Source organism: Dermacoccus sp. BD5 (assembly GCF_044878485.1).
Lineage (GTDB): Bacteria > Actinomycetota > Actinomycetes > Actinomycetales > Dermatophilaceae > Dermacoccus > Dermacoccus nishinomiyaensis.
Map to the genome: position 1 here is coordinate 193,652 of NZ_JANJER010000001.1, position 24,442 is coordinate 218,093.

Here is a 24,442-nt window from a genome sequence, read left to right on the forward strand (position 1 = left end):
TCGGCAGGCGCGCGGGGTCAGGACGCCGAGGTGGCGTACTGACGCAACTCGCTGACCGCCGTCTCGAAGTCCTCGAGCGATTCGAAGGCCTGGTAGACGGAGGCGAAGCGCAGATAGGCGACGTGGTCGAGTTCGCGCAGGGGCCCGAGGATCTCGATGCCCACGTCATGGGCGTCGATCTCGGCGGCGCCCTTCGAGCGGATGGACTCCTCCACCTGCTGGGCGAGAACGGCCAACTGGTCGTCGGTGACCGGGCGGCCCTGGCACGCCTTGCGAACCCCGGACATCACCTTGTCGCGCGAGAACGGCTCGCTGACCCCGGAACGCTTGACGACCGTGAGACTCGCGGTCTCCATCGTCGAGAACCGCTTGCCGCAGTTCGGGCACTGACGGCGCCGCTTGATGCAGGTGCCGTCCTCGCTCGAGCGCGAATCGACGACTCGGGAGTCGGTGTTGCGGCAGAACGGACAGTGCACGTCAAACCTTCCGACGGGGCTGGGAACACTCGGGACGACGGCGCTCCACCCCGGGATTCCGGCCTCAGAGCGCAGATGCACATCAGCGAAGGAGAATCAACATCTAGGGGGAAGCGGGGGCCAAGGCCCCACATGTAGAGATATTAGGCCCCTGAGACCCGACGCGCAACAGCACCGAGGCCGCGTCTAATCGCCCTGCGCAACCTCGCGACGACCCCCGCCACTCGTGCGCCGCGGAATCCTGCGCCAGCCGGGGGGGGGGGGGCGACTCACGCCCCCTCGAACCCTCGAAGCCGACGATGGCGATCGTCACACTTCACGGTGCGGGGATGATCACCTTCTGGCCGGCCTGCACCTGCGACGAGCCGAGGTTGCTCTCGTGCTCGATCGCGACGACCGCCTGGTCGTTGCGCACGCCCGGCATCTCACGCGCTGCGATCTGCGAAAGCGTCTCCCCCGCGCGAACGGTGACCTCGTGGCGCTGCGTACCGTCGACACCGCTCGCCATCGCCCGGCCCGCGAGGATGGCACCCGCCACGACGACGAGAGCCACGCACACGGCCGTGAAGCGACGACGGGCGAAACGAACGCTCTGAGAGTTCGTGACGACCTGCACCGCGCCACCCGTGGGCACGAGGTGGAGGTGCGAGCGGGATGCCGCAGCGTCGACCCGCGCCACGCGGCGCACGTCGACACCCGAACCCAGCACGGGCTCACGTCGAACTGCAGTACTCGAAGCAACCATCGAAACCACTCCTTCTCTCGGGACACCTCCGAGGCGCCGCCACACCGTCACCGGTGTGGCTTCCTCACGCGACCCGGTCAGCCCGGAGGGACCGATCGAACACGCGTGCGATAGAACAACTGTACGACACCCGAACGTGCTTTCGAACGGCGCGCACGGATTTCTTCGTACACATTTTTGAAAACTGTGTGCGACACCGCGTACTGTGGGTGATGTCAGATACACAAGCACCGCGCACCGACAACCCCGTCATGGCGGGCATTTCCGTCCCGCCGGAGGGTGCACGTGTCGCCACCGCGACCACCGACGTGCGACGAGGAACAGGAGGGGTCACACCATGGGTGACGTTCATTCGATGCAGGAGCGCACGCCGGGCAAGCTGACGCCACGCCAGCACAAGGTGCTCACCGTGATCCGACGTTCCGTCGACGAGCGCGGCTACCCCCCGAGCCTGCGTGAGATCGGCGAGGCCGTCGGTCTGACGAGCCCGAGTTCGGTGGCCCATCAGCTCGCCGCGCTTGAGCGCAAGGGATACCTGCGCCGCGACCCGAACCGCCCGCGCGCCATGGAGGTCGTCTCCCCCGACTCGGGTGCGGCGACCCGCGGCTACCGCGGCAACGCCGTGTCTGCGCTATCCGAGTCGCAGCACGACGAGACGGGCTCGGGCGACGAGCGACCCACGCCGTCATACGTGCCGGTCGTCGGCCGCATCGCGGCCGGTGGCCCGATCCTCGCCGAGCAGGCCGTCGAGGACGTTTTCCCGCTACCGCGTCAGATCGTCGGTGACGGCGAGCTGTTCCTGCTGCGCGTCGTCGGCGACTCGATGATCGATGCGGCCATCTGCGAGGGCGACTGGGTCGTCGTGCGACGCCAGGCCGACGCCGCCAATGGGGAGATCGTCGCGGCACTGCTCGACTCGGAGGCCACGGTCAAGACGTTGCGCCGCAGCGAGGGCAAGACGTGGCTCATGCCCGCGAACGAGGCCTACTCCCCGATCGACGGCGACCACGCGAGCATCATGGGCAAGGTCACGGCCGTCCTGCGCAGCATCTGAGGCGCTGGCCGCGCCGCGCGGGTCGCTCCAGCGTGTGGTTTCAGCTCGACTCTCAGCCCCTTCTGCGCCCCGACGTTCGACGCCGAGACGTCAGGACGGCGCCAGGTCGAGCCTCAGCGCGTCGCACACGGCGGTGAGGGTCGGGCCGAGGGGTTCGCGCACGACGAGGTCGACCCGCTCCTCGCCACGCATCGCGCCGAGCCCGACGAGGGCGACCGGCTTCTGCTGCTTGAGGGCGGCGAGCACGAACCGGTAACCTGACATCACCTTGAGCGAACTGCCGAGCACGAGCACGCCCCGGCAGCGTTCCACTGCCCGCATCTGCGCCTCCACGACCTCAGGAGCGACGGACTCACCGAACATGACGACGTCCGGCTTGACCGTCGTGGCCGTGCAGCGCAGGCACGCGGGCACGATGACACCGCGCTCCAGCTCGGCCGCGACGTCCGCGTCGCCGTCGGCGAGCAGGCGCGCCTGCGTCGGCAGCTGGGGGTTGAGTTCGCGCAGGCGTACCTGGAAGCCACGGCGCCCTTCCCGCGTCCCGCACGCGACGCAGACGACGTGCTCGAGCGACCCATGCAGCTCGGTGACGTCGCGGGCACCGGCACGCGCATGAAGGCCGTCGACGTTCTGCGTCACGAGGTGATCGACGAGGCCGCCACCCTGCAGTCGCGCCAGCGCGACGTGCCCGACGTTGGGTTCCGCCGCGTCGAAGATCTCCCAGCCGACGGCACTGCGCGCCCAGTACCGTTGACGCGCCTCGTGGGTGGCGAGGAACTGTTGGTATGTCATGGGAACCGTGCGGCGCGTGCCGTCGGGGCGCCGGTAGTCCGGGATGCCGGATTCGGTCGAGATGCCGGCGCCGGTGAGGACGAAGAGCCCTCCCGCGCGCACGAAATCGGTCAGTTCCGCGACGCCGCTCATCATCCTGCCCCTCCCATAGGTCTGCGTTCGATTGTCTCAACAATGGATAAGAGCACGTTATTCTTGGTGCATGATCGATGCAGCCGGGCTCCGCGTCATGAAGGCGATCAGCGACGAGGGCAGCTTCACCGCCGCCGCTGCCGCTCTCGGCTATTCTCAGCCGGCCGTGTCGCAGATGGTGCGCCGTCTCGAGGAGAAGACCGGGACGGCTCTCGTCGAGCGCCTCGGCCGCTCGGTCCGGCTGACGGAGGCCGGGCAGGTGCTGGCGCGTACGGCGACGCCCGTCCTCAGTGCCCTCGAGGCCGCCGAGGGTGAGGTCGCCGCCATCGCGGGGCTGCGCGCCGGGCGGGTGCGCCTCATGGCGTTCCCGTCGGCATCGTCAACGCTCGTCCCGCGCGCCCTCGCACTCGTCAAGGAGCGGTTCCCAGACGTCAAGGTCAGCTTCGCCGAGGCCGAACCCCCGGAATCCCTGGCGAGCCTGCGTGCCGGCGACTGCGACGTCGCCGTGGCGTTCACGTACGACGACGCGGACCCGCTCCCCGCAGGCGAGGACCTGGACCCGTTCCTCACCCGCGGGCTCCTGCACGACGACGTGCGTCTCGCCGTCCCGCGCGATCACCCCCTCGCCGCAGCCGAGGGCGTCCGCATGGAGGAGCTCAGCGACGCCTCATGGATCGCGGGGTGCCCCCGCTGCCGTGGCCACCTCGTCAGCCTCGCCCAGGGCGCCGGTTACGCGCCCGACGTCGCGTTCGAGACGGAGGACTATGTCACCGTTCTCGGCCTCGTCGCGGAGGGCCTCGGCGTCGCGCTCATCCCCGAGCTGATCCTGCGCTCCACGTCGCATCCGGACGTCGTGACGTTGCCGCTGCTGCCGTCGAGCCGGCGCTGCGTGTTCGCCGTGACGACACCCGACCTGCAGCGGGTCCCCGCCGTCACCGCCACCCTTGAAGCCCTCGCCGACGCGGCAGCACGGGTGCCCAGCGCGCAGCACGCTCATCGCTGAGCCTGCAGGCTGATCGAGCCACCCGTCGCGAGGGCGTCCACGTCACCCTGCGTGTCAGTACGCCACACCCGCGCGTCGTGCCGGGCCAACAGTTCGAGCGTCTTCTTCGTCGGGTGGCCGTAGTCGTTGCCGGCGCCCACCCCGATCACGGCCTGACGCGCGGCCGCCGCCTCGTAGAGGCGCTCGTTCTGGTTGGAGCTACCGTGGTGCGCCACCTTGACGAGGTCGAACGCGCGTCGCCGGGCGCTCTGACGCACCTGTTCGATCACCGCGGCCTGCGCCTCACGTTCGCAATCGCCCAGCATGAGCGCGTGATACGCGGGCGCCGATACGTCGAGCACGAGTGAGGCGTTGTTCTGCACCGACCCCTCCGTCATGACGCGGCGCGGCCACAGCACCTCGATCGTCACCTCGCCGATGACGAGGCGTTGTCCCGGTGCGAGCGCCCCGAGCGAAGCCCGAGGCTGTTCGAGCGCTGCTTGCACCGAACCCAGCGCGCCCTGCTCGCCGCGCGATCGTGACGACGCCGCTGCACCGCGGCCTTTGAGTCCCTCGCTCTCCTGAGCGCCCTCCATGACCCATGTTCCGAGGACCGCCACCGGAGCGTCGGAAGCACGCAAGACCTCAGCCAGTCCGCCCACGTGGTCGGCGTGGAAGTGGGTGAGGATGACGGCGTCGAGCGTCGTGATGCCGTGACGCTCGAGGCATTGCGCGGGATGGCCGTCGGCAGGCCCCACGTCGATCATGACGGCGCGCGTCGCCCCGGTGCGCACGAGCGCGGCATCCCCCTGACCCACCGCGCACTGCGCGTAGACCCACGCGGGCGGTGCGGCCGACTCCCCCGGCAACGGCGCGATCACAGCCGCCATGAGCGCCCCCGCGACCCCGAGCGCAACGAGGCCGAAGCGACCGGTGAAGACGATGGCCCGCCACGCGCACAGGAGCACGACCACGACGACAATGGCGAGCACGACTCCGGCCAGCCCCGGCAGCCAGGGCACCGAGCCGCCGGGGACGGCGTCGGCGAGGCGGGCCACTGCGCAGATCACCCAGGTGGGCAGCCCCGGCAACCACACGAGCCACCCCGCGAGCGTCGGAGCGATGACGGCGACGGTCGACACGATCATGCCGCCGAGCGTCGCCGGCGCGACGAACGGCTCGGCCGCGACGTTCGCGGGGATCGAGATCCATGACACCGACGAATTGAGGGCGACGAGCACCGGCAGGCACAGCGCCTGCGCGGCGAGCGGGACGCAGGTGATCTCGACCATCCCGTCGACGAACCGGCCGCGCCGCGAACCGAGCTTCGTGAGCAGGGCCTGCGACCAGCGTCGCGCGAACAGAACGAGCCCGAGCGTCGCCAGCGCCGACAAGGCGAAGCCGACGCTGACTGCCAGCCACGGATCCCACACCAACAATCCGACGATGGCTGCCGCGAGCGCCGGGCAGGCGGCGCGTTCGCGTCCCCACGACGTGCCGAGCACTCCCACCGCACCCATCGCGGCCGCGCGCACCACGCTCGGTTCGGGTCGGCACAGGACGACGTACGCGGCGAGCGCGACGAGAGCCAGGGCCACCCGCACCCGACGTGACGTGCGCGACCACCCCAACAACCACATCGTCGCGACGAGGACGACCGTCACGTTCGAACCGCTCACGGCGTTGAGGTGCGACATGCCGGTGGCGTTCATCGCGTCCGTCAGGTCGTCCGGTAGATGGGCCGTGTCGCCCACGACGAGCGCGGGCAACAGGCCGGCGGGGTCGTCCGGCAACTGCGACGAGGCGCCGACGAGCCCGGCCCGAACAGGTTCGAGTGTCGTCACCACCCAGGGCGGAGCGCCGACGACGTCCGGGGCGCCGTTGACCTGCACGACGGCGCGCGCCGCCCCGAGACGCTGCGATGGGGCCAGACGCCCGCGCGCCCGCAGGTGGGACTGCCAGGTGAGGTTCGTCCACCGACGATCGCCGACGAGGATGACGGGCGTCGCGACCTCCTGCGTGCGTCCGCGCGCCGTGATGCGGTCGATCTGGGCCGGGACGACGAAGCGCTCGTCGCCTCGGGCGCCGACGACCCGGTGCGGCTGGCCCGTCACTCTCGCCTCGAGTGTCGCGACGGCGCGGTCACGGGCCAGCGTCGTCACCGGCCCGGCTTCCTCGTGCGCCAACGTCACCTGCGCCGCAGCGAGGACGATCGTCGTCAGCGCGATGACCAGCAGCGCCCAGAGCGCCCACCCCGACCCGTGGGATGACGCCGGATTCTCGTCATCCTCGCCCTCGTGCCGGGCTCGGGTTGACTGGTCCGCCCGGACACCAGGCAAGCGCGTCCCGAACGCGAGGGCCGCGGCGACGATCGTCACGAGGGCGAGGACGACGACCACGATCGCGGGGTCGGGGCGAGCCGAGAGCAGGGTGGCGAGGGCCGCCCAGGCGACGCACGCGGCCGACAACAGCCGCATGTCGTGGCCGCCGAGACTCACACGGTGACCTTGCTGCGCAGGCGATCGAGCATCTTGTCGCCTATACCGGAGACCTCACCGAGTTCGTCGACGCTCGAGAACCGACCGTTCTTCTCACGCCACTCGACGATGCGCTGCGCGAGAACCGGCCCGACCCCGGGCAACGCGTCGAGCGATGTCGCGTCCGCGGTGTTGACGTTGACGACGCCCCCGGCCGCGGCCCCGCCACCGGGCGCTCCCGGAGCAGTCGGGCCCGCCACGGCCGCCGGAGCGCCCGGTGCGGTGGCCCCTGCAGTCGGCGCCACCGGCACCGGCGGGGGGACGCTCTCGCCCGGGCGGGGGACGTGGACCTGTTCCCCATCAGCGAGCGGCCGAGCCAGGTTGATCGCCGTCGCGTCGGCACCCGACATCCCGCCGGCCGCCGTCACGGCATCCGCGACGCGGCTTCCGGCCGGCACCTGGACGACGCCCGGGCGCCGCACCGCCCCGACGACGTGAATGCTGAGAGGCGCGCCGCTCGTCGCGCCGGCGACCGAGGCCATGGCAGTGCTGTGAGACGGCGTCGACGCAGCACCCCTACTCCCCGTCGTCGCCACGCTGGCGCTCCCGGCGATACGCGGCGACGACGACGCGATGAGCGCCTTCGGTGCCGCACCGTCATCTCCGGAACTGAGCAGCAGACGCAGCCCCAGCACGGCGACGGCGAGCACCGCGCACACGCCGATGAGCAGGGCAGCCGGACGCGAGGGACGCCATCGAGCGTCCTCGAGGCCGTCCGGTGCTCGGACGAGTCGGCGGGCGGTGCGTTCCGGTTCGGGCACCCACGTCGGTTCGTGGCGGGCGCGTTCGATCTCGGCGAGCACCTCGTCGAGCCGGTCGTCGGTCTCGGGCAGCGTTCTGCGGGTCATGCCTCGACGGTAAGAAGCCCCGTCCCTCCACGCTCGCTGACGCGAGCCGAAGGTGTGGAAACGCGTGCAGGCGCGTGCCGGATCGGCCCGTGGCCGTCACAGCTGTGGAAGAGGCGCGCCCGATGCGGCTCGCGGCAGCCGTCGTCAGCCCGGCGGTTCCGGAATCACCGCGACGACGGCGCCGAGTGCTCCGGCGCCCACGTGCGCGGTGACGACGGCTCCCAGGCGCGCCTGCACCGGCGCCATCGCCCACCGCGCGGCTGACGACGACGCGGCATCGGCCTCCGCTCCAGCGCGGGCACCGGCGCCCCGTGTTCCGTCCGGCGAGGACGCTCCGAGCGCAGCCACGTCGCCAACCTGGTCGGCCGCATCGGGGCCCGCCGCGCCTGCGGCACCGCCCGCTCGCGGACCCGCAGCCCGGCTGCCCGGCCCGGCCGGCCCCGTCGCATCGTCACCGGAACCCCCAGGCGAACCGATCGAGCTCGCTTCAGCGGAACGCGCTTCACCGTCCCGCCCCGCCCCAGGGGACGCGCCACCGCCCAACCGGTCGACGAGCACCTGCGCCAACTCGGAGTGCTGCAGCGAGTGCACGGCGCAGACGCGTTCGCCCTCGCCGAGGTTCTCGGCCTGAGCCAGAGCCCACGTCCCGAGCCGCTCGACGGCCTTGCCCCGCGATCGCACGCGCGCGAGCGGCGCGATGACGCCGTCGTCGACCTGCAGCAGCGGTCTGATCGACAACGCCGAGCCGAACAGAGCCCCGGCACGGCCGATCCGCCCGCCGCGGCGCAGCGGTTCCAACGAGTCGACGTAGAACGCCGTGCGCGACGACGCGCACGTGGCGCGCGCCGCCTCGGCCACGGCGTCGACGTCATACCCGGCCTGCGACCAGCGCAGCGCCGCGAGCACGCCGAAGCCGAGCGCCATGCCCAGCGTGCGCGAATCGACGACCTCGACGTCCACCCCCGCCTCGAGCGACGCCAGCCGCGCCGAGCTCACCGTCGACGACAACGCCTGCGACGCGTGCAGCGACACGATGCTCGTGCATCCGGCGTCCGCGAGCGCCCGGTAGGCCTCGACGAACGCCGCCGGTGACGGGCGCGACGTCGTCACCGCTATCCCCTCGGCCTGTGCGGAGGCGACCGCGTCAGCCCCCAACTCGTCCTCGGGGCGCGTGACGTCGCCGATCGTGACGTTGAGCGGCGCGACCCTCAGCAGGCTCGCCGCGTCAGGCGCGCGGGCTGCGACCAACTCGGCGGGGAGGCAGGCAGTCGAGTCGGTGACGACACCGACCCGACCGGCCCTGCCACCGGCTCGAGCCATCAGCCCGCGACGATGTTGACGAGCTTCGGCGCGCGCACGATGACCTTGCGCACCTGCTTGCCCTCGAGGAAGTTCTGCACCTTCTCGCTGGCGAGCGCCGCGGCCTCGAGGTCGGCCTCGCTGATGTCGGCGGCGACGTCGAGACGGTCACGCACCTTGCCCGCGACCTGGACGACGGCGACGACGGTGCCCTGCACGAGGTGCGCCGGGTCGGCCGTCGGGAACGGCTCGAACGCGAGGCTCTGCTCGTGTCCGAGGCGGCGCCACAGCTCCTCGCCGAGGTGCGGGGCGAGCGGCGCCGTCATGAGGACGATGGCCTCCGCGGCCTCGCGCGGCACGGCGTCGAGCTTCGTCAGCGCGTTGTTGAGTTCGATCAGCTTCGCGACGGCCGTGTTGAAGCGCAGGTTCTCGAAGTCGCCGGTGACGCCGTCGATCGTGCGGTGCACGAGGCGTGTCGTGGCCTCGTCCATCCCCTCCTCGGCGACCCGCAGCTCACCGGTGTTCTCGTCGACGACGTTGCGCCACAGGCGCTGCAGGAAGCGCTGTGATCCGACGACGGCGCGCGTCTCCCACGGTCGCGAGGCGTCGAGCGGACCCATCGACATCTCGTAGACGCGGAACGTGTCGGCACCGTAGGTGTCGCACATCTCATCGGGCGTCACGACGTTCTTGAGCGACTTGCCCATCTTCCCGTACTCGCGGGTGACTCGCTGGCCCTGCCACTCGTAGATCGTCTCGTCGCCCTCGACGCGCTCGCGCACCTCCGCGGCCGGCACGGGTTGGCCGCGCCCGTCGCGGAAGGCGTACGCCTGGACCATGCCCTGGTTGAACAGCTTGCGGAACGGCTCCTCACTCGAGATGAGGCCGAGGTCGAACAGCACCTTGTGCCAGAAGCGCGCGTACAGCAGGTGCAGGACGGCGTGCTCCGCGCCACCGACGTACAGGTCGACGCCGCCCGGGTCGTTCGCGACACCCTTGCCGAAGCCGCGGCCCTTGCCGAGCCAGTACTCCTCGCACCCGGCGTCGACGAAGCGCTCGGTGTTCGCGGGGTCTGCATAGCGCAGCTCGTACCAACACGAACCGGCCCAGTTGGGCATCGTGTTCGTCTCACGCGTGTACCTCTTGACGCCGTCGCCGAGGTCGAGTTCGACGCTGACCCACTCGTCGGCGCGTGACAGCGGCGACTCGGGCATCGACTCGGCGTCCTCCGGGTGGTACGTCTTCGGCGAGTAGTCGGCTACCTCGGGCAGTTCGACGGGCAGCATCGACTCCGGCAGCGCGTGGGCCGTCCCGTCTTCGTCGTAGACGATCGGGAACGGCTCGCCCCAGTAGCGCTGACGCGAGAACAGCCAGTCGCGCAGGCGGTACGTGGTCGTGCCCGTGCCGCGCTCGTTGGCCTCGAGCCACTCGATGACCTTCGTCTTCGCCGTCTCGATGTCGAGGCCGTCGAGCGACAGCCCGGCCGTCGACGAGTTGATCGCGGCGCCCTGGCCCGTGTACGGCTGATCCTCCGGGTGGCCCTCGCTCGGCTGGACGGTGCGCACGATGTCGAGGCCGTAGGCCTGCGCGAACTCCCAGTCACGCTCGTCCTGCGCGGGCACGGCCATGATCGCGCCCGTGCCGTAGCCCATGAGGACGTAGTCGGCGACGAACACGGGCACCGCCCGCCCCGTCACGGGGTTCGTCGCGAAGGCACCGGTGAACACACCCGACTTGCCCTTCTCCCCCGCCTGACGCTCGACGTCGCTCTTGCGCGAGGCCTCACGGCGGTAGGCGGCGACGGCGTCGCGCGGCGTCCCGGCACCCGCCGTCCACGACTCATTCGTCCCGGCTGGCCAGGCTTCCGGGACGATCGTCTCGAGCAGCGGGTGCTCCGGTGCTAGCACCATGAACGTCGCGCCGAAGATCGTGTCGGGACGCGTCGTGAAGACCTCGATCTGCTCGCCCGAACCGGCCTGGGTCGCGACGTCGAAACGCACCGACGCACCGTTGCTGCGTCCGATCCAGTTGCGCTGCTGCAGCTTGATCGACTCGGGCCAGTCGAGGCGCTCGAGATCGTCGACGAGACGGTCGGCGTAGTCGGTGATGCGCATCATCCACTGCGGCAGGTTGCGCTTGAACACCGGGAAGTTGCCGCGCTCGGTGCGGCCGTCCGCCGTCACCTCCTCGTTCGCGACGACGGTGCCGAGGCCCGGCGACCAGTTGACGGGGGCGTCCGACTTGTACGCCAGGCGGCGCGCGTTGATCGCCTCAGCACGCCCGGCGGCGTCGAGGTCGCCCCACGCCTCGCCCGACGGCGTCGCGACGCGGCCGCTCTCGTACGCCTCGACGAGGGTGTCGATCGGGCGGGCCTTGCTCGCGTCCGGGTCGTACCAGGCGTCGAAGATCTGCAGGAAGATCCACTGCGTCCACTTGTAGTACGACGGGTCGATCGTCGCGAACGTGCGGCGCGCGTCGTGCGACAGCCCGAGCTGGCGCAGCTGACGACGCATGTTGACCATGTTGTCCTCGGTCGTCTTGCGCGGGTGCTGGCCCGTCTGGACGGCGTACTGCTCGGCCGGCAGCCCGAACGCGTCGTAACCGAGGGTGTAGAGGACGTTCTTGCCCTGGGTGCGCTGATAGCGCGCGTAGACGTCCGTCGCGATGTAACCGAGCGGGTGACCGACGTGCAGCCCCGCACCAGAGGGGTAGGGGAACATGTCCTGGATCATGACCTTGTCACGCCCGGCGACGCCCTGCTCGTCCGCCCACGGCCCGCTCGGGTTGGGGGCCTCGAAGGTGCCCGCCTCCTCCCACGCGTCCTGCCAGCGGCGCTCGATCTGCCCCGCCAGTTCCGCGGTGTAGCGCTGGCTGTGTTCGGTCTCGCTCAAGGGATCGTCCTCACATCGCGTCGGTGCGGGCAGGCCCCGCGAAAGTTCCGGCTCATTATGTCAGGGCGGCCGGGGGCACGTCGTCGGCGTTTTCCCGCGCCGGCCGGCTCGGGCAGCGCGTCGCCTCGCCTTCGGCCCGCCCGGGCCCTGGCATGACGAAGGCCGCCACCTCGAAAGGTGACGGCCCACGTCATGCGAAGCGCTCCTCGCGAAGCACCACGGCGATCAGATCTGGTTGAGCTGCTTCGCCATGGCCGACTTCTTGTTGGCGGCCTGGTTCTTGTGGATGACTCCCTTGGAGACAGCCTTGTCCAGCTTGCGCGAGGCAGCAGCGAGGGCCGTCGACGCGGCGTCCTTGTTGCCGGCCTCGACCTCGGCGCGGAACTTGCGGATCCACGTGCGCAGTTCGGACTTGTAGGCCTTGTTGCGCTCGGTACGAATCTCGTTCGTCTTGATCCGCTTCATCTGCGACTTGATGTTTGCCACGAAAATCTCACTTCTTCGGTCGAATGTGTTCTGTCGTGAGGGCGACAGACGGCCTCTCGGATATGGCGTGGGGACACCGGGCGATGAGAGACCGCTGGTTACTGCTGTTGCGTGTGCGCACGACCTGAGCCCACACGCACTCGCTCAAATCTACCAGCCGAGCGACCGCGCGGCGCAATCGGGGCGGCGGGCCCGAGGCCGTCAGCGACGCTCGCTCGGCGCGTGGCGCTGACGGCAGATCTCGAGGACCACGTGCTCGACGGCGTACTGCGGATCGCGTCCACCACCCTTGACGGCGAAGTCGGCCGCGGCGACGGCCTGGATCGCACGTCCGAGACGGACGCCGTCCCATCCGCGCGACGCCGTCCGCGCCTTGTCGACCTGCCAGAGTGGCATCCCCAGCTGCTTCGCGAGATCCGCACTGCGTCCACCGCCGGCCGAGGCGACCTTGGCGACCTGGCGCAGCTGCGAGGCGAGGACGGCGACGATCGGCACGGGATCGACCCCGGAGGCGAACGCGTGGCGCAGCAGCCGCAGGGCCTCGGGCGCGTTGCCGGCGACGGTCGCGTCGGCCACGCGGAAGCCCGTCGCCTCCACCTTGCCGCCGTGGTAGGTGCCGACGGTGTTCTCGTCGACGATGCCGCTCGTGTCGTCGACGAGCTGACGGCACGCCGCGGCGAGCTCCGAGGTGTCCTTGCCGGCCGCCTCGAGCAGCGCCCGCACGCCCTCGGGTGTGATGCGGCGGCGTGCGCGACGAAACTCGTTCATGACGAACGCCGACTTGTCACGATCCGACTTGATCGCCGGCGCCTCGATGACGCGCGCCTTCGCCTTCTTGAGCGCATCCAGCACGCGCTTGGCGCGGTTGCCGCCCTTGTGCAGCACGATGAGGTTGGCCTCGTCGAGACCGACCTTCAGCGCGTCCTCGAGCTCGTCGACAAGGGCGTCCGGCGCCTCGTCGAAGTCACGCACGACGATGACGCGGCGCCCACCGAACAGGCTCGGCGACAACTCCGTCGTGAGACGCCCGGGCTGGTACTCGGCGACGTCGATGCGCACGATCTCGGCCTCCGGGTGCGCGGCCGTGATGGCCTCGAGGCTCTCCTCGACGGCGCGCTGGGCGAGGATGCGCTCAGGCCCGGTGACGAGGATGATCTGCGGGACGTCGCTCATGCCGTCACCCTCTCACTCGCCACCGACAACGCACCCGCGCCACACGATGCGCCATCCGCCACGTCAGGATCCCTGCGGGCGCAGGCCGAGCTGTTCGCAGCGCGCGACGACGGCGTCCTCGCTCATCTCGAGGTGATCGGCGAGTTCGTCGAGCGTCAGGCCCATGCCGATGCCCTCGCGCAGTTCCTCGTCGGCCTCGGCCGTCCAGGCGTGCCCGTCGGTGACGGCGGTGCGGGCGCTCTCCTCGACGGGGGCAGGCTTCGGCGGGGGTGCCTGCAGCGCGCTGGCGGTGCCCATGCCGCTGACGCCGGCCGCCTGCGCCGCGGCCAGGGCCCGGGAGCGCGCCTCCTCACGCCTCGCCTCCGACGCGGCATCAGCACCGGCCTGCCCGGCCTGCTGTGACGTCGCGGGTTTCTTCGTCGGCGCCTTCGTCGAGCGGGTGCCGGCCTCCGCGACGGCACGGATCGGGGGCGCGTTCTCGTCGAGGCGCGCGAGGGCCTTGAGGATGAGCGCGCGATCCGTCGTCGGCCAGAACGGTGGGAGCGACCGCTGCAGGAACCCGGCGTAGCGCGCCGTCATCATGCGCGAGTCGAGAAAGGCGACGACGCCGCGATCGTCGGCATGACGGATGAGGCGACCGGCACCCTGCGCGAGCCGCAACGCCGCGTGCGTGCCGGAGACTGCCATGAACCCGTTGCCACCCATCTTGGCGATGGCCTGCGAGCGCGCCGAGGCGAGCGGGTCGTCGGGGCGAGGAAACGGGATGCGGTCGATGACGACGAGCTGCAGGCTCGAACCGGGCACGTCGACGCCCTGCCACAGCGTCATCGTGCCGAACAGGCAGGTCTTCGCGTCGGAGGCGAAACGGCGCACCAGCGTGCCCATCTGGTCCTCGCCCTGGCACAGGACGGGGAAGTCGTCGCCGAGGCGTTCGCGCATCGCCTCGGCGGCGCTCTGCGCAGCGCGCATCGAGGAGAACAGCCCGAGCGTGCGCCCGCCCGCGGCGCGGATCAGCGTCTCGATCTCGTCGAACGCCTGCTCGGACATGCCGTCGCGCCCCGGCGCGGGCAGGTGCTGCGCGACGTAGGCGATGCCCTGCTTGGGGTAGTCGAACGGTGAGCCGACGTCCAGGCCATTCCAGGCCGGGCCACCCGCGCCGCGCAGGCCGAGCGTGCCGGCGACAGCGTCGAAACTGCCGCCCAGTTCGAGGGTCGCCGACGTCATGACGACGGTCCGCTCGCCGAAGATCTTGTCGCGCATGAGCATCGCGACGCTCATCGGCGCGACCCTCAGCGCCGTGGTGTTGGCGCGCGCATTGTGCGAGATCCACAGCACGTCGAGTTCGCGTTCTTCGAGGATGCGCTCGCAGGTGGAGAAGATGTCGTCGATCGCCGCGCGCGCCATCTGACGCACGCCGTCGTTGTCCTGCGGGTTCTTGGGCTTGAGCTCGCTCGCGATCGAGCGTGCCGCGTCGAGGATGGCGCGGATCGCCATCTCGAGCGGGTCGGACAGCCCGAGCAGCCGCCCTTCCTGGTGTTGCTCGAGGGCGTCCTCGAGCAGGTCGGCCGAGCGCTTGAGGTCGTCGGTGTCGGCGAGGCGCCCGCACCGTTTCGCGGCGGCGCTGATCGTGCCCGTCGTCAGCTCGTCGGTGATCGTCGCCGTCACCCGATCGACGAGTTCGTGCGCCTCGTCGACGACGACGACGTCGTGCTCGGGCAGCATCTGGCGGCCCTCGAACGCATCGATCGCCATGAACGAATGGTTCGTGACGACGACGTCGACCTCCTTCGCGTCGGCACGCGCCAGCTCGACGAAGCACTCCTCGACGACGGGGCACTTGCTGCCGAGGCACTCGTGGCTGGAGACCGACACCTGCCGCCATGCCTTCTCCGAGACGCCCGGCACGAGCTCGTCACGATCCCCCGAGTCGGTCTCGTTCGCCCACTCGCGCAGCCGGACGACCTCGCGGCCCGTGCGACCCGCGTCGGCGTCGACCTGGCCGACACCGAGCAGCGTGTCGGCGTCGTCGTCGGGGTAGCCGCCCGTCAGCTTGTGCTGGCACAGGTAGTTGCGCCGGCCCTTGACGAGCGCGTACGTCGGACGCCGCCCGAGCAGCGGCTCGAGGGCATCGGCGAGGCGTGGCATGTCGCGGTCGACGATCTGCGCCTGCAGCGCGAGCGTCGCTGTCGCGACGACGGCCGGCTTGTTGACGTCGAACGCGTGCCGGATCGCGGGAACGAGGTAGGCGAGCGACTTTCCGGTGCCGGTGCCCGCCTGGACGAGCAGGTGCTCGCCCGTCTCGATGGCGTGCTCCACGGCCTGCGCCATCTTCGCCTGGCCGGGGCGCGGCACCCCACCCACCCCACTGACGGCGGCAGACATGAGCTCATCGAGGGAGGGCAGTTCGGGCATGCCCCAACCCTAGGCCAGCGCGTACCGCGGCACCGACTCGAGCGCGCCGGGGCTGTGGATCAGCCTGCGCCGCCACCGTGACGGCGCCCCCAGCCGTCACGACTGGGGACGACGACGTCACTCCCCCGGCAGCAAACCGGGCAGCGCCGGCGCATGGTCGGAGCAGATGTAGTGCGCGACGAGCGCGGTCCAGCCCGTCTGGTGCGCGGCGCCGAGGCCGACGCCGGTGTCACCGTGGAAGTACTCGCTGAACGTCACGTGTTCGTCCCACAGCGGGCCCTCGGGGTACTCGCGCTGATCGCCCGGGCGTCCGTTCGGCCCGAGACGGAACAGGTTCGTCAGGCGATCCTCGAGGTCGAGGACGATGTCGGACAGCTTCATGAACCGGCCCGAGTTCGTCGGGTACTCGTACTCGGTGTCGCCAGGCGTCGAGGCCGCGTAGAGGCGCAGCGCGTCGACGACGAGGAAGTTGACGGGAAACCACACAGGCCCACGCCAGTTCGAGTTACCGCCGAACAGGTCGATGTCGGACTCGCCCGGCGTGTAGTGGATCGACATCTCCCGCCCGCCGATCTGGGCGGTGTACTCCTCGCGGTAGGCGGCCGACAGCGAACGGATGCCGTATTCGGAGAGGAACTCCTCCTCGTCGAACAATCGCTTGAGCAGCAGATCCCGTCGGCGCTTGGAGATGAGCGACAGCGTCAGTTTCTCACCGCCCGAGTCGTGCTCGGCCTGCGCGATCGCCTTCATCATCGCGGGCTCGCGCTCCATCATCCACTCGACCTCACGGACGAAGTCGGGCAGTTCGTGCTGCACCCAGCTCGGCGCGATGAGCACGGCCATGAGCGGCAACAACCCCACCATCGAACGCACGCGAAGCTGCGTGATGTGGCCTGCCGGGTCGGACAGGGCGTCGTAGAAGAAGCCGTCCTCCTCGTTCCACAGGCTGGAGACGACGTCGGGGCTCGTGCGGTCCATCGCCCGGGCGAGGTTGATGAAGTACTGCAGGAACGTCGTCGCGGCGTTGTCGTAGCCGCGCTCGCGCCGCGCGAGCTCGAGCGCCATCCGCAGCATCGACTGGGAGAAGAACGCCATCCAGCTCGTCGCGTCCGACTGTTCGAGCTTGTAGCCGGGCGGCACGTCGGTGGAGCGGTCGAAGAGTGTGATGTTGTCCATGCCGAGGAAGCCGCCCTCGAACAGGTACGTGCCGTCGGCGTCCTTGCGGTTGACCCACCACGAGAAGTTGAGAAGCAGCTTGTTGAACACCTGGATGAGGAAGGACTGATCCTGGCCGCCGTCGATGGCGTACACCTGCCAGCACGCCCAGGCGTGGACGGGCGGGTTGACGTCCTCGAACGCCCACTCGTACGCGGGCAGTTGGCCGTTCGGGTGCTGCGCCCACTCGCGGCACATGAGGACGAGTTGATGCTTGGCGAACTCGGGGTCGATGTGCGCGAGCGGCACCGTGTGGAACGCCAGATCCCACGCGGCGAACCACGGGTACTCCCACTCGTCCGGCATCGAGATGACGTCCGCGAGCGCCAGGTGCCGCCATCCGACGTTGCGCCCCGGGCGCCCGTCGAGGCCGGTGACGCGCGAGAGCGGCGGCGCCTCGCCGGCCGGGTCGCCGGCGAGCCACTCGTCGACGTAGTAGCGGTAGAGCTGCTTGCCCCACAGCAGACCCGCGAAGGCACGACGCGCGATGTGCCGGTCGTCGGGCGAGGCGGAGGTGGGGATGACGGCGTCGTAGAACTCGTCGGCCTCGTCGCGGCGCGTGCGCATGACGATGTCGAAACCCTCACCGAATGCGGGATCTCCGGGCGGCGGCTCCTGGTGGGCGGTGCCCTTCGGTTGGTGCGCGGTGGAACGGCCCACCCCGCGCATCCGCAGCCTGACGGTGACGCTCTCGCCCGGGCCGATGTCGTCGAAGTGGTACCAGAACCCGACCTTCGTGCCGTAGTCGAGGCGGATCGCCTCGCTGTCACCGTGCACGATGCGGGCGTCGAAGCCGTCCTTCGTCAGCTCGCGACGGTTGAACTCGTGGCCGAAGACGGCACCTTCGTTCGTTTCGTTGTCGCAGAAGATGATGCGCGGGCTGCCGTCGGCATGCAGCTCGTAGTCGCCGAGCCAGCCGTGCTCGGCGCGCACGGTGTTCGCGTCGACGAGTGAGATCGACGGCTCCCGGTCGTCGCGCCCCCACGACCAGGTGTTGCGGTACCAGGCCTGCGGGACGAGGTCGAGCGGTGCAGCATCGGGCCCGTGGTTGGTGACGGTGTACTCGAGGCACAGGTCGGTCGGGTTCGCCTTCGCGTGCTTGACCTCGACGTCGAAGAAGCGGTTCTCGGCGAGGACACCCGTGTCGATCAGCTCGTACTCGTCGTCGGTTCGCGAACGCTGCGCCGCCTCGGCCCGCAGATGGTTGTAGGGGAATTTGGCCTGTGGGTAGCGGTAGAGCCAGCTCGCCCACGAGTGCGTCGGCGTCGCGTCCGTTGGCCACCAGACCTCCTTGACGTCCTCGCCGTGGTTGCCCTCGTTGTTCGTCAACCCGAACAGGCGTTCCTTGAGTCGGTCGTCCTTGCCGTTCCACATGGCGAGGGAGACATTGAAGAAACCGAACCGGTCGCACAATCCTGCGAGGCCGTCCTCGCCCCAGCGGTAGGCGCGCTGGTGCGCCTGGTCGAACGGCAGGTACGCCCACGCGTTACCGTCGGCCGAGTAGTCCTCGCGCACCGTCCCCCACTGCCGCGACGCCATGTACGGCCCCCACAGCCGCCAGGGGTCGCTGTCCTTCGGCGCCTGGGCGAGACGGCGGTGCTCCGCGGTGGCGGTAGGGCGGGAAGTCGATGACACCCCCGCATTTTAGGTGAAGTGTGGGACACACCACCGCGCCGTCTGACAGGTGAGCCACCTCACCCGCGTGGGCGCCGACGGGCCACCACCCTCACGGGAGGGTGACAGTGGTGGCTCATCGTCGGCCGTCGCTGAACTCGCGACGGCGTGGCTTCAGGCGTTCGTCAGGTACGCCTCGAGTTCACCCTCGAGCTCCGGCATCACCTTGGCGTGGACGTAGGTGCCCTCGCCGCGGTGCTCGATCGAGAGGACCTCCGCGTCCGCGTGGAGGCGGCTGAGCAGGTCGCCGCGCTCGTATGGCAGCAGGACGTCGACGCGGCGCTCCGGCTTCGGCAGCTCGTCGGCGATGAGCTGGAGCAGCTCGGGCAGGCCCGCGCCGGTGCGCGCAGACACCGCGATCGCGTACTTCTCGTGGCGCATGAGCCGATCGATGACGTCGGGGTCGGCGACATCGGCCTTGTTGATGACGATGATCTCCTTGACGTCGCTCGCATCGACGTCGGCGAGCACCTCGCGCACCGCGGAGATCTGAGATTCGGGGTCGGGGTGCGAACCGTCGACGACGTGCAGGAGCAGGTCGGCGTCCGCGACCTCCTCGAGCGTCGAACGGAACGCCTCGACGAGCTGGTGCGGCAGGTCGCGCACGAATCCGACGGTGTCGGCGAGGGTGTAGGCCCGCCCGTCAGCCGTCTCGGCGCGACGCACCGCCGGATCGAGCGTCGCGAACAGCTGGTTCTGCACGAGCACGCCCGCGTTGGTGAGGCGGTTGAGGATCGAGCTCTTGCCGGCGTTCGTGTACCCCGCGATGGCGACGCTCGGCACGTTGTTGTTACGTCGGCCGCTGCGCTTGGTGTCGCGCGTCGTCTTCATCTCGGCGATCTCGCGGCGCAGCTTCGCCATGCGCGTGTTGATGCGACGACGGTCGAGTTCGATCTTCGTCTCACCCGGGCCGCGTGAACCCATGCCCTGACCGCCCGCGGCCTGACCGCCGGCCTGACGCGACATCGACTCACCCCAACCGCGAAGACGCGGCAGCAGGTATTGCATCTGGGCGAGCTCGACCTGGGCCTTGCCCTCCTTGCTCTTCGCGTGCTGGGCGAAGATGTCGAGGATGAGCGCGGTGCGGTCGATGACCTTGACCTTGACGACGTCCTCGAGCGCGCGTCGCTGGCTGGGCGCCAGCTCGCCGTCGGTGATGACGGTGTCGGCGCCCTCGGCGATGACGATCTCCTTGAGCTCCTCGGCCTTGCCCTTGCCGAGCCACGTGCCGGGGTCGGGTCGCAGCCGGCGCTGCACGACGCCGGCGAGCACCTCGGAACCGGCCGTCTCGGCGAGCGCGGCGAGCTCGCGCAGCGAGTTCTCCGCGTCCTCGGCGCTGCCCTCGCTCCAGACGCCCGCGAGGACGACCTTCTCCAGGCGCAGCTGGCGATACTCGACCTCGGAGACGTCCTCCAGCTCGGTCGACAGACCGTGGACACGTCGAAGCGCCGCGCGTTCTTCGCGCTCGAACTGGTCGCCGTCATAGGCGTCGACGACGAAGCCGCGCTCGTCGTAGGTGGGGGTCGCGTCGTCACTGTCGGCGAGAGCCTGGGCTCGGCGGGACAGGAAGTCGGCGGGGTTGCGCTCGTTCAGGGCTGGATCCTCACGTCGAAGATAGTCGTTCGTTGCGGTGCGGTTCATTGTCTCGCAAGCGAGAGCCGCACCAGCATCGTCGCAGGAGAGAACGTCCGGGGCCACCGATTTAGTCCCGTCGCGCGTGGAGGCAGCGGCCGGTCGTCGGGGCTGATCGCCTCGGGTGGCTGCCTGGTTGCGGCTTCCGGATGCCCCACGGACACGCCGTAGGCTGGGCCCTGATGAACGACCACTACTTCAGCGCCGAGCCCGCCTCCGCCGACGAGCGGCGCACCCTCACGCTCCGCCTCGCCGACCGCGCGGTCTCGATGACGACAGCACCCGGCGTCTTCTGCCCCGATCGCCTCGACGCCGGTACCGCCGTCCTGCTCAACCACGCTCCGACGCCGCCGCCGGGCGGGACGTTCCTCGACGTCGGTTGCGGGTGGGGCCCGATCACGACGACGCTCGCGCTGCGCTCCCCGTCAGCGCAGGTCTGGGGCGTCGACGTCAACCGTCGTGCGCTCGACCTGTGTGCCGACAACGTTGCGGCGCAGGGGTGTTCGAACGTCACCGTCGCGCAGCCGTCGCAGGTGCCGGACGACGTCCGGTTCGACCTCATCTGGTCGAACCCGCCGATCCGGGTCGGCAAGAAGGTGCTGCACGAGCTGTTGCTGACATGGCTGCCGCGCCTCGTCGTCGGCGGGCACGCCTATCTCGTCGTGCAGCGCAACCTCGGCTCGGACTCGCTGCAGAAGTGGCTCGCCGAGCAGCTCGGCTCGTCGTATGCGATCGAGCGGCTGACGAGCGTCAAGGGATTCCGCATCCTCGCGATCGAACGCCTCGACGACGGCGGGCCGCTGCCGCTGCCGGCGTCCGACGACGTCAGCCGCAGCAGCGACGCCTGACGCGAGCGGTCACAGAGGCAGCCTCACAGCTGCGACAGGTCGATCTCGCCGTCGGCGACGAGCACAGCGGGGCCGGACAGCGCGACCTCGGTGCCCTTGATGTGCACGCCGAGCGTGCCCCCGAGCACGTCGACGCGCCAGTCGACCTGATCGGCTGGCTGGCCGCCCCACCACCACGTCGCGAGCGCCGCGGCAGCCGCGCCGGTGCCGCACGAGCGGGTCTCCCCCGAGCCGCGCTCGTGGACGCGCATGCCGATGTGCGCGTGCTCGACGGCGCGGACGAACTCGACGTTCGAGCCGTACTCGGGGTGCGGGTCGATGTGCGGAGCGTCGCTCAGGTCGAGGGCCGACAGGTGCACCGACGGCGGCAGCGCGACGACGGTGTGCGGGTTGCCGAGGTCGAGGCTCAGGGCGGGAAGCGGGTCCGGTGACCCGTGAACCTGGACGACCGAGTCCATCCCCCGCCGCTCGGCCTCCTCGGCGCGGGCGAGGCGCCACTGGCCTAGGTCGACGGCCCAGCCGTGCGGCACGGCCACCATCTCCTTGAGCCCGGCACGCGTGGCGATCACGAACGGCGCCCCCTCGTCACCGCTCACGAGACCGCGGGAACGCAGGTACTCGGCGAAGACGCGCGTGCCGTTTCCGCACATCTCGGCCAGCGAGCCGTCAGCGTTGCGGTAGTCCATGAACCACGTCGCCTGCGGCGCGAGGTGGGCGACCTCGGGCACGTTCGCCGTGCGTACGACACGGATGACGCCATCGGCGCCGATGCCGGCGTGGCGGTGGCACAGGTAGGCGACCTGCTCGTGCGTCAGGTCGAGCTCGCCGGATTCGTCAGGAACGAGGACGAAGTCGTTCTGCGTGCCGTGGCCCTTGGTGAAGTGGATGCGCGTCACGCGCTCATCGTGTCACACCGCGTCGGCGTCAGGTTTCGCCACCGCGCCGTGCCGCTCCGGCGCGTAGGCGACGATCTCCGCGAGCGCACGATCGAGCAGATCGGGAGCGTCGAACGGCAGCCACACCGGCCGCGGATCGGGCCGGAACCAGGCGCGCTGACGGCGGGCGAACTGGCGCGTCGCGATGGCCGTCTCGGCCTTCGCTGCGGCCTCTTCGAGGTCGCCGTCGAGCTGGCGCAGCGCCTGGCTGTAACCGATCGCGCGGCTCGCCGTGCGGCCCTGACGCAGGCCGCGGGCGTCGAGGGCGCGCACCTCGTCGAGCATGCCGGCGGCCCACATGAGGTCGACGCGGCGTTCGATGCGGGCAACGAGGACGTCCGGGTGTGCCTGCAGGCCGAGGACGATCGTGGGGCGCAGGAAGGTCTTGGACGGCGCGCTCGCACTGAACGGACGTCCGGTGATCTCGATGACCTCGAGGGCCCGCACGACCCGCCGCACGTTGCTTGCGAGGATGTCGCGTGCTGCCTGCGGATCCTTTCCGGCCAGCTCGCGATGCAGGACGCCGGAACCCTCGGCCACCGCGCGTTGTTCGAAGTGGGCGCGCACCAGCGGATCCGTCGGCGGGATGTCGAGGACGTCGAGCGCGGCGCGCACGTACAGGCCCGAACCGCCGACGACGATGGGGCGCCGGCCGCGCGCGAGGATGGCGGCGATGTCGGCGCGCGCCCCCTCCTGGAAGCGAGCGATCGTCGCCTCGTCAAGGATGTCGAGCGTGTCGATCTGGTGATGCGGGATGCCCCGACGCTCGTGCGGCGCGAGCTTGGCCGTCCCGACGTCCATGCCGCGGTAGAACTGGGAGGCGTCGGCGTTGACGATCTCGCCGCCGAGACGCTCGGCGAGGTCGAGCGACAGGTCGCTTTTGCCCGTCGCCGTCGGGCCGACGAGCGCGACGACCTCAAGGGGCGCGGGAGTGCCGTTCACGGCATCCATTGTGGCGGATGCGCCGGTCCTGAGGCGCCCGGCGTGGCCGCGGCCTGCGTCCGTCGCGTGACGGCGACCAGCCAAGCCGCGATGAGCGACGCCAGAACGACGAGCGCGCCGACGAAGAGGCTCGCGCCCGCCCAGCCGGAGCGGGAGAACGGCAGCCCGACGAGCGCCCCGACGACGGACGAGCCCGTGTAGTAACCGAACAGGTAGAGGGAACTGGCCTCCGCGCGGTGCTCGTCGGCCATGGCGCTCACCCAACCGCTAGCGCTCGAATGGGCGGCGAAGAACGCGCCCGTGAACACGAGCATGCCGACGAGCACGCCGGGCAACCAGTCGACCCACGCGAGGGCGAGACCGACGAGCATGAACGCGATCGACGCGAGCAGCACCCGGCCGCGGCCGAACCGGTCGGCGAGCCGCCCCGCCCACGCCGACGTCACCGTCCCCGACAGGTACATGACGAACACGAGGCTGACGAGCGCCTGCGGCAGCGCGAACGGCTCGTCGAGCAGACGGAAGCCGAGGATGTTGTAGAGCGACACGAACCCGCCCATGAGCAGGAACGCAATCGCCACGAGCGCCATTACGCGTGCGTTGCGCAGATGCGTCGCGACGTTGTGCATCGATGCTCGAACACCGATCGGTTTGGCCGCGAAGAACCGGCTCGGCGGCGCGAGGCGCACGAAGACGGCCGTGAAGACGAGGGCCATGACGGCTGCCGCCTCCATCGCCCACCGCCAACTGACGACGTCGAGGGCCAGCCCCGCGACGAGGCGCCCCGACAGCCCACCGATCGTCGTGCCCGCGATATAACGGCCCATCGCGGCGCCCAGATCGCGCCCGTCGACCTCCTCCGCGAGGTACGCCATCGCGACGGCCGGCACGCCCGCGAGCGTCAGACCCTGCAGCGCGCGACCGACGAGCACGACCCCGAGATCGTGCGCGAGCGGGATGAGCAGGCCGATGAGCGCGGAGACCAGAGCCGACGCTGCCATGACACGGATGCGCCCGAACCGCTCCGACAGGATGCTCGCCGGCACGATCGCGAAGGCCAGCACGCCCGTCGTCGCGCTGACGGCGAGCGCCGACGTCGCCGGGGAGACGTCGAACTCGCGAGCGAGCTGCGGCAGGACGGCCTGCGCCGAGTACATCGAGATGAACGTCGCCATCCCCGCCGCGAACAGCGCGGTCGTGATCCGGGTGTAGCCGTTGGTGCCGCGCCGATAACCGCGCGGCGCCTGCGGCGTCAGCTGCGCACTCGTGGGAATCCTGCTCCTGTCATGACGATATCGCCGGACGAGCCGACGTGGGTGCCTCACGCGCGGCGGCTCGATGGTCAGCGCCACCGTCGCTGCCGCGCGAG

18 protein-coding genes are annotated in these 24,442 nt (G+C 70.4%); 3 read left to right on the plus strand and 15 right to left on the minus strand.

Annotation, left to right across the window (positions count from 1 at the left end; all coding sequences use genetic code 11):
- Window positions 1–17: 17 nt before the first annotated feature.
- Together nrdR and NQ706_RS00815 are read right to left on the minus strand one after the other, a co-directional pair.
- On the minus strand, window positions 18–476 hold the full coding sequence (gene nrdR / locus NQ706_RS00810) for a transcriptional regulator NrdR (protein WP_038567713.1): 459 nt from the start codon (window positions 474–476) through the stop codon (window positions 18–20).
- A 316-nt stretch (window positions 477–792) separates the two neighbouring features.
- Complete coding sequence (locus tag NQ706_RS00815) at window positions 793–1,221, minus strand: LysM peptidoglycan-binding domain-containing protein (RefSeq protein ID WP_131940810.1); 429 nt, start codon at window positions 1,219–1,221, stop codon at window positions 793–795.
- Window positions 1,222–1,558: 337 nt separating this feature from the next.
- On the opposite strand from NQ706_RS00815, the gene lexA reads away from it, so the two are divergent.
- Window positions 1,559–2,275 (plus strand): transcriptional repressor LexA, encoded by a 717-nt coding sequence (gene lexA / locus NQ706_RS00820; RefSeq protein WP_006946650.1) that lies wholly within the window; start codon window positions 1,559–1,561, stop codon window positions 2,273–2,275.
- A gap of 90 nt (window positions 2,276–2,365) precedes the next feature.
- Here lexA and NQ706_RS00825 read toward each other — a convergent pair whose 3' ends face one another.
- On the minus strand, window positions 2,366–3,199 hold the full coding sequence (locus NQ706_RS00825) for a Sir2 family NAD-dependent protein deacetylase (RefSeq protein WP_200874264.1): 834 nt from the start codon (window positions 3,197–3,199) through the stop codon (window positions 2,366–2,368).
- 70 nt (window positions 3,200–3,269) lie between these two features.
- On the opposite strand from NQ706_RS00825, the gene NQ706_RS00830 reads away from it, so the two are divergent.
- The gene (locus NQ706_RS00830) at window positions 3,270–4,202 is read left to right on the plus strand and encodes a LysR family transcriptional regulator (protein WP_404360192.1); all 933 of its coding nucleotides are present in this window, start codon (window positions 3,270–3,272) and stop codon (window positions 4,200–4,202) included.
- Here NQ706_RS00830 and NQ706_RS00835 read toward each other — a convergent pair.
- The 9 genes from NQ706_RS00835 to hflX all read right to left on the minus strand — a co-directional run bounded on the left by NQ706_RS00835 (window position 4,193) and on the right by hflX (window position 20,357).
- A complete protein-coding gene (locus NQ706_RS00835) occupies window positions 4,193–6,679 on the minus strand; it encodes a ComEC/Rec2 family competence protein (RefSeq protein WP_051805775.1) in 2,487 nt (828 codons plus the stop codon). The two genes, NQ706_RS00830 and NQ706_RS00835, sit on opposite strands and share 10 nt — an antisense overlap.
- Window positions 6,676–7,566 (minus strand): ComEA family DNA-binding protein, encoded by an 891-nt coding sequence (locus tag NQ706_RS00840; RefSeq protein ID WP_081873627.1) that lies wholly within the window; start codon window positions 7,564–7,566, stop codon window positions 6,676–6,678. The genes NQ706_RS00835 and NQ706_RS00840 overlap by 4 nt, the downstream gene beginning before the upstream one ends.
- Before the next feature lie 144 nt (window positions 7,567–7,710).
- Window positions 7,711–8,886, minus strand: coding sequence for a DegV family protein (locus NQ706_RS00845; RefSeq protein ID WP_051805772.1), 1,176 nt, complete (start codon window positions 8,884–8,886; stop codon window positions 7,711–7,713).
- Entirely contained in the window at window positions 8,886–11,756 is a 2,871-nt protein-coding gene (leuS, locus tag NQ706_RS00850; RefSeq protein WP_038567693.1) for a leucine--tRNA ligase, read from the minus strand. The genes NQ706_RS00845 and leuS overlap by 1 nt, the downstream gene beginning before the upstream one ends.
- A gap of 225 nt (window positions 11,757–11,981) precedes the next feature.
- Window positions 11,982–12,242, minus strand: coding sequence for a 30S ribosomal protein S20 (gene rpsT, locus NQ706_RS00855; protein ID WP_006944584.1), 261 nt, complete (start codon window positions 12,240–12,242; stop codon window positions 11,982–11,984).
- Between the two features lie 201 nt (window positions 12,243–12,443).
- On the minus strand, window positions 12,444–13,415 hold the full coding sequence (gene holA / locus NQ706_RS00860) for a DNA polymerase III subunit delta (protein WP_038567690.1): 972 nt from the start codon (window positions 13,413–13,415) through the stop codon (window positions 12,444–12,446).
- A 63-nt stretch (window positions 13,416–13,478) separates the two neighbouring features.
- Window positions 13,479–15,827 (minus strand): ATP-dependent DNA helicase, encoded by a 2,349-nt coding sequence (locus tag NQ706_RS00865; RefSeq protein WP_038567687.1) that lies wholly within the window; start codon window positions 15,825–15,827, stop codon window positions 13,479–13,481.
- Window positions 15,828–15,944: 117 nt separating this feature from the next.
- Window positions 15,945–18,677 carry an MGH1-like glycoside hydrolase domain-containing protein gene (locus NQ706_RS00870; RefSeq protein WP_038567684.1) on the minus strand — a complete coding sequence of 911 codons (2,733 nt, stop codon included), beginning with the start codon at window positions 18,675–18,677 and terminating at the stop codon, window positions 15,945–15,947.
- A 153-nt stretch (window positions 18,678–18,830) separates the two neighbouring features.
- On the minus strand, window positions 18,831–20,357 hold the full coding sequence (gene hflX / locus NQ706_RS00875; protein ID WP_081873626.1) for a GTPase HflX: 1,527 nt from the start codon (window positions 20,355–20,357) through the stop codon (window positions 18,831–18,833).
- 173 nt (window positions 20,358–20,530) lie between these two features.
- Between hflX and NQ706_RS00880 the strand changes: the two genes are divergently transcribed.
- Entirely contained in the window at window positions 20,531–21,196 is a 666-nt protein-coding gene (locus NQ706_RS00880; RefSeq protein ID WP_038567680.1) for a class I SAM-dependent methyltransferase, read from the plus strand.
- A gap of 23 nt (window positions 21,197–21,219) precedes the next feature.
- On the opposite strand, the gene dapF is transcribed toward NQ706_RS00880, so the two are convergent.
- Genes dapF through NQ706_RS00895 form a run of 3 tightly spaced genes read right to left on the minus strand, consistent with a single transcriptional unit; the run spans window position 21,220 to window position 24,398 of the window.
- Window positions 21,220–22,092 (minus strand): diaminopimelate epimerase, encoded by an 873-nt coding sequence (dapF, locus tag NQ706_RS00885; protein WP_038567677.1) that lies wholly within the window; start codon window positions 22,090–22,092, stop codon window positions 21,220–21,222.
- A gap of 12 nt (window positions 22,093–22,104) precedes the next feature.
- Window positions 22,105–23,082: a tRNA (adenosine(37)-N6)-dimethylallyltransferase MiaA gene (gene miaA, locus NQ706_RS00890; RefSeq protein WP_051805768.1), complete on the minus strand. Its 978-nt coding sequence runs from the start codon at window positions 23,080–23,082 to the stop codon at window positions 22,105–22,107.
- Entirely contained in the window at window positions 23,070–24,398 is a 1,329-nt protein-coding gene (locus NQ706_RS00895) for an MFS transporter (RefSeq protein ID WP_200874246.1), read from the minus strand. Before NQ706_RS00895 ends, miaA begins: the two co-directional genes overlap by 13 nt.
- Window positions 24,399–24,442: the final 44 nt, after the last annotated feature.